The organism is Bacillus sanguinis (assembly GCF_018332475.1).
Taxonomy (GTDB): domain Bacteria; phylum Bacillota; class Bacilli; order Bacillales; family Bacillaceae_G; genus Bacillus_A; species Bacillus_A sanguinis.
On sequence record NZ_BOQB01000041.1, the window covers coordinates 1 to 10,066 of the forward strand.

Genomic DNA, 10,066 nt, shown 5'->3' on the forward strand with positions numbered 1-10,066 from the left:
ACCAAAGGGAATTATAGTTAAATATATTTTTCTCAATAATAGACAGAATGTTCTTTTTTTATTTGATTTTGATTATAAATATTTCCTTTTTAGTAGATGAAGTAGAGAAAAGGTTAACTGCAAAATGCGTTGGCATCATAGAGGAACACACCGCTACGGAACATGAGCTGCTTCTTTTAGAGGAAAGAAATGAAGCTTACACAAAAAGTAAGTCAATTGCTAAATTAGAGCAAGAACTGAATATCCTGTTACATATAAGAAAGGAGCGAATAACAGCTGAACAATTAAATATTTTAGATTCAGGATTTGAGTAATTAAATAAATTTAAAAATTGATTTAATACTATAGCATCATTAATTACGGAAAAAGTAAATTAGATACAGGTGACTTCCAAACCGCCCTTACTTGTTTTCAAAAAGCGCTTCAAATCAGACTACAAAAAGAAGATGAAGAGCTAATTCATTCAACTAAGCTTTGCATTACGTATTGTATGTCTCACCGATAAAAATCCTTAAAAAACTTTTAACTTTCTTCACAATTCTTTCAAAGTATCCACACTTAATCTCGCTATATTAAATAAGTAGTTATTCATATAGGGAAGGTTAGGGGAACTGAAAGTATGAAAGTAAATCGTTCGCTTCATTACATTTTTTGGCGTTGGCATTTTTATGCTGGGCTTTTTATTACGCCGCTTCTTATTACTTTGTCACTGAGCGGAATTGGGTATTTATTTCGGGAAGAGGTTGAAGATTACATCTATAAAGATTTATATTTTGGGAAGAGCGCCCAAACAGAATCTATTTCGATGTCTGATTCTATTTCCTTAACAGAGAAAAAATATCCACATTATAGCGTGGCGAAAATTAGTGAGTTTGATGGGGATTATAATACGAGACTTACGATTGCAAATGAGTATACTGGGCAACAAAAATATGTGTATTTAGATAGTAATAATCAAATTGTCGGAGATCAAAACGCAAGTGAAACGTTTGCCAATATCATGCGGGAATTACATAGTTCTCTTTTAGTTGGTGGCACTGTCGTTAACTATATTGTAGAACTTGCAGCATGTTGGACAATCTTCTTAATTGTGACTGGGCTGTATATGAGTATACGCCGATTCAAAAACACACCGGCATCCAATAAGCGAGAAAAAGCAAAACGACGTCATTCTATTATCGGTATTATATTTACAATTCCTCTCGTTCTGCTAGTCGCATCTGGATTGCCATGGTCAGGATTTATGGGTAACCAAATTTATAAAATCGCAGCGTCGAATGAATCCATCGGATATCCAAAGTTGTATATGGCACCGCCTGAATCAAAGGTAAAAGAATTGCCGTGGGCAACAAGAAAAGAAGCTCCTCCTGAATCTAATTCGAATGAGCCAAAAGCAATTTCAATTGATACATTACAAAAAGGAATTGAAATAAAAAAGCCATATGTTATCTCACTACCAGCTGATCCGAAAGGTGTATTCACCGTTTCAAAATCGAGCGGTTCTGGTATTACGGGTATGCACGTCGCACCAAATGAAGAAATAACAGCTTACTTTGATCAATATAGCGGAGAACTTATTTCCAAAACGGATTATCGTGATTATGGATTACTTGCACAATGGTTCACTTACGGTATCCCGCTTCATGAAGGTCATTTATTCGGATGGCCAAATAAAATATTATGCTTACTAACGACATTATCTTTATTACTCCTCATTTATTACGGAATAAAAATGTGGTTAGCAAGAAAGCCGAAAGGAAAATTAGCAGCTCCTCCAAAACAAAGAGATAAGAAAAGCGTACTCGTTTTCTTTATCATGATGGTTATACTAGGCGCTGTCATGCCTTTATTCGGACTATCTGTTTTAGTTATTTTTGCGATTGAACTTCTTATATATGCATTTTCCAAAATACGATCATAATGAAAAAGCATTTGTACTCCCATGTACAAATGCTTTTTATTTACTATTTTCTTTTTTTCTACCACTTATTAAAAAGACAATATCTACTATAATAATTGCGCCAATTATTACTTGTGGCACATAATCCATCATAGTAGGACCACTTGGCCTATTCATCATCATATACATTCCAGTTATAAATGAAATGGAGAGTAGCACGAGTAATGTTACTTCAATATGGTGATATAGCTTTTGAAACAATCGCTTCATCTCCACCACCACCCTTTACCATATTATAACAAAAAACCACTCTACATGAGTGGTTTTCTTCATCACTGCGCCATTTTCTTTCGGTACATCTTCCCGTTCCAATAGAAGAATCGTGAAGTGAGGCCTCCATATTTTACAATGCGCCGTGCCATTTTGTGCATATTCTTTTGTGCTGATACTTTTTGGTCTGATAAATAAATACCAAGTAACCCTCGGCTTATGAGACGATGAAACTTCGCATGAGGCAAATTACCAATGCTCTTTTCTGCTTCTTCTACAAAGTGTTTCATACGATCTAATATCGCTTGCTCGTTTTCGTAATAACTACAGAAATTCAAATCTCCGCCTATACGGTCTTCTTCTTGATCAATGAAATAATCAAGCAAAATGTGAAGTCCTTGTACGTAAGGGAAGTATCCTTGTCTAATTTTCGCAATATCTTCATCATGTAATTCATCATGAAATGCATATGCGACAAGACAGAAGATTCCAAGCGTAGAACCAGCACATGCTGAAAATTCAAACCAACTCATCTCAGGTAAGTTTTCTTGATGCGCTTCAAACCATGTTTTTAAGCGTGGTTCTCTTTCTTCTAACTTCACGTGTTTATGAATTTGCAAATCACAATAATAACAAGCAAGTTCATGAAGAACAGGAGCAATTTTGTCATAGTGCTTCGTTTTCTTTAAAACATCTTGGCACGTTTCAACAAGTTCATCTAAATAACCACCATCATCTTGATCATCACGATAGCGATAATAATTACCGCCACCTTCTACTTCGGGTGATAATGCCATTAACATCGATTCATGCAGTGCGGCAAAATCATTTGGATCAAGTGATGTACTGCGATCACATAAATTATCTAAGTAGTCACTAATCGTTTGATATGCGACGATAAAACGAATACATTCCTCTCGGTGTTCATTTGCTAATAGCGCTAAAATGCCACCGCCTTCGCAATGAAACGTTTTATGCTCAATACTTGCGATTGCCTGACTATGAAGCTCATCATTCGGAATATGGTAGGCACGCTCTTTCCACATCGCTAGCTCATGGTGTACAACCGGAAACACATCACGGTATACTTTGGCCATGAGCGTTATGGGATTACTCGGTACGTTCACTTCTTCCTTCATCTCCTCTATTCAATGTACAAATAATTTACTTATTTGTTTCTATTATGTTATTGATACGTATTTCAGTAAATGCCTGAATATAATTCAAAATTTCATCACGCTCATACTCGTTTAATAACTCATGATAACAATTCGGCCACTCTTTATATGCCTTATCACTTATTTTAACATTATCAAACCAAGTGCGGACACGTGTTTTATCTACAAGTTTATCCTCACATGCTTGCATTAGCAAGAGTGGAACGTCTGGAAAATCACCTATTTGTTTATGAGCAATTTCAATAGACTTAATTAATTCACTATACCAACGCACTGATACTTTGCGCAAGAACAATGAATCATTCTCCATCGCATCTCTCACTTCATGGTTACGTGTTGACATTTCCACTGTAAGATTCGTTGCAAATTGCAATTTTGGGGCAACGATATTTAATATTTTTGACGCAGCTCGAAGCGGAGCAGCAGGTGCAGCTAATACGCCTAAACATGGCGAACTTAAAACAATACCATCTACATCCTCTCTCTTCGTTTCTTGCATCATACGAATGACGATAAGACCACCCATACTATGACCAAATAAAAAGATAGGCAACCTATACTTTCTTGCCTCTTTCATCCATAATTTAACTTCCTCTATGTATTCATCAAACGAATCAATATGTCCTCTATTTCTTGAAGTCGTTCCATGTGACGGAAGGTCCCCCATCACAACGTGGTAGCCGATATGATTCCACATTTCCGCAACGGCTTCATAACGCCCATGATATTCCATTGCGCCGTGTACAATAACGATTACAGCCTTTGCTTCCTCCGCTTCATAATTCCACATACGGCTCTCCTCCATTTCACTCTTTCTCATAATTTGATACACTGAAACTAGTCTCTAGGAAAGGAAGGCTTTACATGATATACCCTTACAAAGAAAAAAATCCGAAAATTGCGAGTAGTGCTTTTATCGCTGACTACGTTACGATTACAGGCGATGTTTCCGTTGGCGAGGAATCAAGTATTTGGTTTAATACAGTCATACGCGGCGATGTGTCACCAACAATCATTGGAGATCGTGTAAATGTACAAGACCAATGTACACTTCACCAAAGCCCACAATATCCTCTTATTTTAGAAGACGATGTAACAATTGGGCATCAAGTGATTTTACATAGTTGCCATATTAAGAAAGATGCTTTAATTGGAATGGGATCTATTATATTAGATGGTGCTGAAATTGGCGAAGGAGCCTTTATCGGTGCTGGAAGCCTCGTTTCACAAGGAAAAAAAATCCCGCCAAACACATTAGCTTTTGGTCGTCCAGCGAAAGTCGTTCGTGAGTTAACAGAAGAAGACCGTAAAGATATGGAGCGAATTCGCACACAATATGTTGAAAAAGGTCAATACTATAAATCATTACAGAAATAAATTTCCGCTGCCATAAGATTGGCAGCTTTTTTTATAAAAACTAACTTTTTCTTTACAAAATATTATTACTCCCTCAATAAAATCTTATTAAAATAAAAGCTAATATCTCCATATATATGTAAGCGAGGGAGGAGAACTTTCATGAAGGTCAGTGGACTGTATAAAATAGAATGTTACATTTTCAAAGGAATTAACCGATACTTTGATCAAAAAACATTAAACATCTTTTTCAGCAATATTACTCATATCGGTGGTGCTACTTTCTCAATTGCACTCACACTTTTCTTTTTAATTTTCGCAAAAGGGACTTTGCATCAAGCTGCAATCGCAACTGCTATTTCTTTAACAATTAGCCACATTCCGGTGCAAATATTAAAAAGATGGTATCCACGAAAACGTCCTTATTTAACGATTCAGGATGCGAAATATCCAGTCCATCCATTAAAAGACCACTCTTTCCCGTCTGGTCATACAACAGCCGTTTTCTCTGTCCTTATTCCATTTATTTGCTATAATCCAAGTTTATTTATTTTTCTATTGCCATTAGCATTATGCGTTGGTATTTCGCGCATTTATTTAGGGCTTCACTATCCGTCTGATGTATTTGTCGGTATGTGCCTTGGCACTTGCTCTGGCATCATCTCTTTTTATCAATTCATCCCACTTTTCACATAAAGGAGTGATATGATGAGAGTCGCCATTTTTACCGATACTTTTACACCACAAGTCAACGGCGTTGCGAAAACATTAGAACGATTAACACGTTACTTTCAGAAAGAAAAGATCGCCTATTCTGTTTTCGCCCCTCAGCATACAGCTGAAGATAATTTCGTAGCTAATGTGAACAAGATGAGAAGTATCCCGTTAACAATATTATATCCAGAATGTCGCTTTTCTTTTCCTACTCCGCGCATTAAACGAGAACTTCTTTCCTTTAAGCCTGACATGATTCACATTGCTACACCTTTCAACATGGGACTTTGTGGATTGTATTATGCAAAAAAGTTGAACATCCCAGTTGTCGGTTCTTATCATACTGATTTCGATGCTTATTTACGCTATTACAAAATCGAATTTCTCTCTAATATGCTTTGGAACTATTTAAAATGGTTTCATAGTCATATGCAAAAAAATTTCGTTCCTTCTTTTGAAACATTACACCAACTAAAAAATAAAGGCTTTCAGAGCCTATCCATATGGGGACGTGGTGTAGATTGCACACTCTTTCATCCATCTTACAATACAGACCTATTCCGAAAAAAATATAATATTACAGCGAAGTATGTCCTTTCCTATGTTGGACGGATTGCCCCAGAAAAAGATATTGATACGTTGCAACACCTTATCGTAAAAACAGCACATACTCGAAACGACATTCATTGGCTCATCGCAGGAGACGGTCCTCTAGCAACAAATTTACGTGAAGCTGTTCCGAAAGCAAATGTCACTTTTACTGGATATTTACAGGGTAAGGATTTAGCTGAAGCATATGCTTGCTCTAACATCATGGTATTTCCATCCGCTACTGAAACGTTTGGAAATGTCGTACTCGAATCACTTGCATGCGGCACACCTGTCATTGGTGCAAATAGTGGCGGGGTTAAAAATATTATTACAGATGGAAAAACGGGAGTTCTTTGTCCGCCCAAACATGCGGATTCATTTCTATCATCCATCCATTCTTTATTGCAAAATGAACAGAAACTGGTGCAAATGGGGCTAGCTGCTACGTCTTATGCCAAATCAAAAAGCTGGGATGAAATCTTTCGCGGCTTACTTGACCAATATGAAGAAGTCCTTCAGCACACTGCATCAGAATTACTCGCTTAAACAGAAAAACCCTCTTCATAACACGAAGAGGGTTTATTACATAACTGGAAATTTTAGTTTAATAAATGATACATAAGGTGAAGTATCATATTATTCTTATATTCATTATAACAAAAAGACACATAACCAAACAGACTTGTAATAAAAACCCATAAAAATTAATATATGGTTATACGGTATTTTTACTGTATAGTGATTTTAAGAAATTCCCCTTAAAATCAACTTACTCACATACCTTTATACAGTAATTGTTCCCCAATTTCTGTATATCAAAAAAACCTTTCATTCATTTGAAAGGTCTTTTTGAGCCTGCACATATTCTTCTTTCGTATTCACATTTATAAACCAATCTGCATTCACTTGTACATCTTCACCAGCAATATATTTCACATTACATTGTGATAAAAGCTGACCCATACTTTTTTTTTCTTCCTGAAGCAAAGCGTAAATCTTTTCTTTCACGCGGTTATGGTACGCTGCAAGTAATGGTTGTTTTCTTCCATTAATAATAGGTACTACCGCATCATATTCATTGCTCGTTTGCTCTAGTAAAATGGTAAACCATTCTTGCGAAACATTTGGCGCATCGCAAGGCATAATAGCGTACCAATCTGCTTCTATATATTCCATTCCTGATACAATTCCAGCAAGTGGTCCATTTCCTTTATAATGCGGAATATCTTCTATAACAGGAACTTGTACAAGTTGTTCTACTCGCTCTTTTATATCGGAGTTACTAATGACCACAACTTCTTGTAACGCAGTTGTTATCACTTTCAAAATATGCTCAATAAAAGTACTACCTTGCCAGCTCGCTAACGCTTTCGGCTCACCGAATCGACTCGACATACCGCCTGCCAATACAATTCCAGCATACTTACTCATTGGCGATGCAGCTCAAATGTAATATGACCTAATTCCGGTAAAATTAATTTGTTCATCGCAAGACGAACTGCTCCGCTAGATCCTGGCATGGAAAAGACAACTTTGCACCCAATTGTACCGCCGATTGCTCTACTTAACATCGCGCTGCTTCCGATATCTTCTAAATAACTAATCATGCGAAACAACTCACCAAACCCGACAATCTCTTTATGTAATAACGCTGATACCGCTTCAATCGTTACATCGCGCTTCGTAATACCAGTACCGCCATTTGTTAACACGACATCAACATCTTCCCTATGATAACCAGCTAACACTGCTTGCTGAATACTTTCCTTATCATCTTTTACAATTTCATAAGAAGTTACTGTATGGCCTGCTTCTTTTAGCAATTCATGTAATAGTTGTCCGCTCTTATCCGTCTCTTCCGTTCGTGTATCGGAAATCGTTACAATCTTACAACGCACTTCTTTTGGCGCTTGTTTTTTATGTTCAGTTACGCTCATTTTTTATCTTTCCTTTCCTAAAGGCTTTTCTTCATTTTATCATACATACCTTTACACAATTATGTATGAAGCCGATGATGCATCATGATACAATATAAGTATAACAATCCACAAAAAGGAAAATAAAATCATCTTTTCTTATCCTCCTAGACTTCACATCGTTAACTCTAGCCTTTAACTTTTCTTATATTTTCTACATAGTAGAATTCAGTTTTTTGAATTACACTACCAAATAAATTGGAGGTCTATCTATTATGGAACTTTATAAAAAACTAACAACAACATTCATCCTCTTATTTATCGCTTCCATCACTGTCGGCTTTTCTCTAAAAGGAGCAATTCCATACGCTACATTAGTAAGTATTATATGCGCAACACTATTTTTACTAAGCAGTGCCTTTTGCGCGGGCAAAGCACGTCAAATGAAAGGTTGATTACATATGTTCCAGAAGAAACCAACCCTTTGTAAATCATGTGAAAAAGAAATCCAAACGTATGAAAAAGCATGGATTCATATGCCATTTCCGGCAAGCGGCATGACGAATATGAAAAAGTATATTGAGCTAGACGGCGAAGTGTATTGCACTTCATGCATTCAAATTGTAACTAACACGAAATAAAAAAAGCTTTGCGCTCACTGCGCAAAGCTTTTTTTCATATATTATAGACCAGCTTGCTCTTTTAAAGCTGCTGCTTTGTCTGTACGTTCCCATGTTAGATCTACATCAGTACGTCCGAAGTGGCCGTAAGCTGCTGTTTGTTTATAAATTGGGCGACGTAAGTCTAGCATTTTAATAATACCAGCTGGGCGAAGATCGAAGTTGTTACGAACTAGTTCTACTAGTACGTCTTCAGATACTTTACCAGTGCCGAACGTATCAACTGAAATTGATACTGGTTGTGCTACACCGATTGCGTATGCAAGTTGTACTTCTGCTTTGTCAGCAAGACCAGCTGCTACGATGTTTTTCGCAACATAACGAGCTGCATATGCTGCTGAACGGTCAACTTTCGTTGCATCTTTACCAGAGAATGCACCGCCACCGTGGCGAGCGTATCCACCGTAAGTATCAACGATGATTTTACGTCCTGTTAAACCAGCATCACCTTGTGGTCCACCAATTACGAAGCGGCCAGTTGGGTTAATGAAGAATTTCGTTTCTCCATCCATTAAGTCTGCTGGAACTACAGCTTTAATTACATGCTCTTTTAAATCGCGATCGATTTCTTCCCATGTAACATCTGGATGATGCTGTGTAGAAATTACGATTGTATCTACACGTACAGGTTTACCATTTTCATCATACTCAACTGTAACTTGCGTTTTTCCATCCGGACGTAGGTATGATAATGTATCATCTTTACGTACTTCAGTTAAACGGCGAGCTAATTTGTGAGCAAGCGAGATTGGAAGTGGCATTAACTCTTGTGTCTCATTACATGCGAAACCAAACATTAAACCTTGGTCTCCTGCACCAATTGCCTCAATCTCAGCGTCAGTCATTTGACCTTCACGTGCTTCTAGCGCTTGGTCAACACCCATAGCGATGTCAGCAGATTGCTCATCGATAGATGTTAAAACTGCACAAGTTTCTGCATCGAATCCGTATTTTGCGCGTGTGTAACCAATGCCTTGAATTGTTTCACGAACGATTTTTGGAATATCTACGTAAGTAGAAGTCGTAATTTCCCCCGCTACCAATACTAAACCAGTTGTTACAGTTGTTTCACAAGCTACACGTGCATTTGCGTCTTTTGATAAGATCGCATCTAAAATTGAATCAGAAATTTGGTCACAAATTTTATCTGGATGTCCTTCAGTTACAGACTCAGATGTGAACAGATGACGTTTTTTTGTCATGTGGTAAACCTCCCTACAGTAATTGTATATATTGTACGGAACTCATCCTTAATTTGCCACAAATTGCGACATACATTTATTCTCCCACAAGCATACAGAAAAACCTTTCCCACTTTACATAGAGGAAAGGTTTAATTTGCTACTTGCATACTGCTTTTTGCCCTTCGCTCTTATCGTTCGAGACCTGTAGCCTCGCACAGGTTTTAGCACCTATTCACCTGTATTTACCACTACAAGTGAGGTTGCTGGGCTTCATCGG

13 protein-coding genes are annotated in these 10,066 nt (G+C 37.2%); 7 read left to right on the forward strand and 6 right to left on the reverse strand.

What is annotated here, in order from left to right; all coding sequences use genetic code 11:
- Positions 1–62: 62 nt before the first annotated feature.
- Both KI369_RS05915 and KI369_RS05920 read left to right on the forward strand, forming a co-directional pair.
- Positions 63–314: a hypothetical protein gene (locus KI369_RS05915; RefSeq protein WP_212955362.1), complete on the forward strand. Its 252-nt coding sequence runs from the start codon at positions 63–65 to the stop codon at positions 312–314.
- 305 nt (positions 315–619) lie between these two features.
- Entirely contained in the window at positions 620–1,921 is a 1,302-nt protein-coding gene (locus tag KI369_RS05920) for a PepSY-associated TM helix domain-containing protein (RefSeq protein ID WP_212955363.1), read from the forward strand.
- Between the two features lie 36 nt (positions 1,922–1,957).
- Here KI369_RS05920 and KI369_RS05925 read toward each other — a convergent pair whose 3' ends face one another.
- From KI369_RS05925 to KI369_RS05935, 3 genes are all read right to left on the reverse strand, one after another.
- On the reverse strand, positions 1,958–2,170 hold the full coding sequence (locus KI369_RS05925) for a hypothetical protein (protein WP_212955364.1): 213 nt from the start codon (positions 2,168–2,170) through the stop codon (positions 1,958–1,960).
- A gap of 62 nt (positions 2,171–2,232) precedes the next feature.
- Positions 2,233–3,297 carry a tetraprenyl-beta-curcumene synthase gene (gene tbcS / locus KI369_RS05930; RefSeq protein ID WP_212955365.1) on the reverse strand — a complete coding sequence of 355 codons (1,065 nt, stop codon included), beginning with the start codon at positions 3,295–3,297 and terminating at the stop codon, positions 2,233–2,235.
- Between the two features lie 37 nt (positions 3,298–3,334).
- A complete protein-coding gene (locus KI369_RS05935; protein ID WP_212955366.1) occupies positions 3,335–4,138 on the reverse strand; it encodes an alpha/beta hydrolase in 804 nt (267 codons plus the stop codon).
- A gap of 74 nt (positions 4,139–4,212) precedes the next feature.
- Between KI369_RS05935 and KI369_RS05940 the strand changes: the two genes are divergently transcribed.
- From KI369_RS05940 to KI369_RS05950, 3 genes are all read left to right on the forward strand, one after another.
- Complete coding sequence (locus KI369_RS05940) at positions 4,213–4,725, forward strand: gamma carbonic anhydrase (RefSeq protein ID WP_000640207.1); 513 nt, start codon at positions 4,213–4,215, stop codon at positions 4,723–4,725.
- Between the two features lie 141 nt (positions 4,726–4,866).
- Entirely contained in the window at positions 4,867–5,400 is a 534-nt protein-coding gene (locus KI369_RS05945) for a phosphatase PAP2 family protein (protein ID WP_212955367.1), read from the forward strand.
- A 12-nt stretch (positions 5,401–5,412) separates the two neighbouring features.
- On the forward strand, positions 5,413–6,555 hold the full coding sequence (locus KI369_RS05950) for a glycosyltransferase family 4 protein (RefSeq protein ID WP_212955368.1): 1,143 nt from the start codon (positions 5,413–5,415) through the stop codon (positions 6,553–6,555).
- Between the two features lie 282 nt (positions 6,556–6,837).
- Here the strand turns inward: KI369_RS05950 and KI369_RS05955 are convergent, their stop codons facing one another.
- Both KI369_RS05955 and KI369_RS05960 read right to left on the reverse strand, forming a co-directional pair.
- The gene (locus KI369_RS05955; protein ID WP_212955369.1) at positions 6,838–7,440 is read right to left on the reverse strand and encodes a molybdenum cofactor guanylyltransferase; all 603 of its coding nucleotides are present in this window, start codon (positions 7,438–7,440) and stop codon (positions 6,838–6,840) included.
- Entirely contained in the window at positions 7,437–7,946 is a 510-nt protein-coding gene (locus KI369_RS05960) for a MogA/MoaB family molybdenum cofactor biosynthesis protein (protein WP_076867797.1), read from the reverse strand. The genes KI369_RS05955 and KI369_RS05960 overlap by 4 nt, the downstream gene beginning before the upstream one ends.
- A 254-nt stretch (positions 7,947–8,200) precedes the next feature.
- On the opposite strand from KI369_RS05960, the gene KI369_RS05965 reads away from it, so the two are divergent.
- Positions 8,201–8,380 (forward strand): hypothetical protein, encoded by a 180-nt coding sequence (locus tag KI369_RS05965; RefSeq protein ID WP_000424795.1) that lies wholly within the window; start codon positions 8,201–8,203, stop codon positions 8,378–8,380.
- Between the two features lie 6 nt (positions 8,381–8,386).
- Complete coding sequence (locus KI369_RS05970; protein WP_212955370.1) at positions 8,387–8,566, forward strand: hypothetical protein; 180 nt, start codon at positions 8,387–8,389, stop codon at positions 8,564–8,566.
- Positions 8,567–8,607: 41 nt separating this feature from the next.
- Here the strand turns inward: KI369_RS05970 and metK are convergent, their stop codons facing one another.
- Positions 8,608–9,807, reverse strand: coding sequence for a methionine adenosyltransferase (metK, locus tag KI369_RS05975; protein ID WP_212955371.1), 1,200 nt, complete (start codon positions 9,805–9,807; stop codon positions 8,608–8,610).
- Positions 9,808–10,066 lie beyond the last annotated feature (259 nt).

Excerpts from the sequence above, each read along its gene's own strand:
- KI369_RS05920 (WP_212955363.1), top strand. The coding sequence starts at position 620 with ATGAAAGTAAATCGTTCGCTTCATTACATTTTTTGGCGTTGGCATTTT.
- KI369_RS05925 (WP_212955364.1), bottom strand. The coding sequence starts at position 2,170 with ATGAAGCGATTGTTTCAAAAGCTATATCACCATATTGAAGTAACATTA.
- KI369_RS05935 (WP_212955366.1), bottom strand. The coding sequence starts at position 4,138 with ATGTGGAATTATGAAGCGGAGGAAGCAAAGGCTGTAATCGTTATTGTA.
- KI369_RS05940 (WP_000640207.1), top strand. The coding sequence starts at position 4,213 with ATGATATACCCTTACAAAGAAAAAAATCCGAAAATTGCGAGTAGTGCT.
- KI369_RS05945 (WP_212955367.1), top strand. The coding sequence starts at position 4,867 with ATGAAGGTCAGTGGACTGTATAAAATAGAATGTTACATTTTCAAAGGA.
- KI369_RS05950 (WP_212955368.1), top strand. The coding sequence starts at position 5,413 with ATGAGAGTCGCCATTTTTACCGATACTTTTACACCACAAGTCAACGGC.
- KI369_RS05955 (WP_212955369.1), bottom strand. The coding sequence starts at position 7,440 with ATGAGTAAGTATGCTGGAATTGTATTGGCAGGCGGTATGTCGAGTCGA.
- KI369_RS05960 (WP_076867797.1), bottom strand. The coding sequence starts at position 7,946 with ATGAGCGTAACTGAACATAAAAAACAAGCGCCAAAAGAAGTGCGTTGT.
- KI369_RS05965 (WP_000424795.1), top strand. The coding sequence starts at position 8,201 with ATGGAACTTTATAAAAAACTAACAACAACATTCATCCTCTTATTTATC.
- KI369_RS05970 (WP_212955370.1), top strand. The coding sequence starts at position 8,387 with ATGTTCCAGAAGAAACCAACCCTTTGTAAATCATGTGAAAAAGAAATC.
- metK (WP_212955371.1), bottom strand. The coding sequence starts at position 9,807 with ATGACAAAAAAACGTCATCTGTTCACATCTGAGTCTGTAACTGAAGGA.